The organism is Neisseria sp. P0017.S009, assembly GCF_051957375.1.
GTDB classification, from domain to species: domain Bacteria; phylum Pseudomonadota; class Gammaproteobacteria; order Burkholderiales; family Neisseriaceae; genus Neisseria; species Neisseria perflava.
Genome location: NZ_JBQCWL010000031.1, coordinates 1 through 279, shown reverse-complemented (window position 1 = coordinate 279; position 279 = coordinate 1). Strand labels below are relative to the sequence as shown.

The following is a 279-nucleotide window of genomic DNA, read 5'->3' as shown; positions in this document are numbered from 1 at the left end:
GTTTATGTGTGCCTGCCGCAGACCATCAGGCCGTCTGTTGTCAATTGCCCAAACGGTTCAACAGTTTACCCAACAGTTGTTGCAGCGTATCATAATCCTCTTTCATGAAATATTCCCACGCCTGGCCGCTCTGACGGGCAATTTGCGGCCATACTTCGTGGATGAAGGTCTCACCCGAAGGGGTCTATTTTAGCACAATCTGACGGCGGTGTTTCTGATTGATATAACGCTCTACCCAGCCGCGCTCAACCATGTCGTCCGACAGGCGTGTTGCACTTG

1 pseudogene is annotated in these 279 nt (G+C 51.6%); it reads right to left on the bottom strand.

The features are described from left to right. Positions 1-40: 40 nt before the first annotated feature. Positions 41-279, bottom strand: a pseudogene (locus tag ACTHTG_RS11205) (MarR family winged helix-turn-helix transcriptional regulator); the annotation flags it as partial.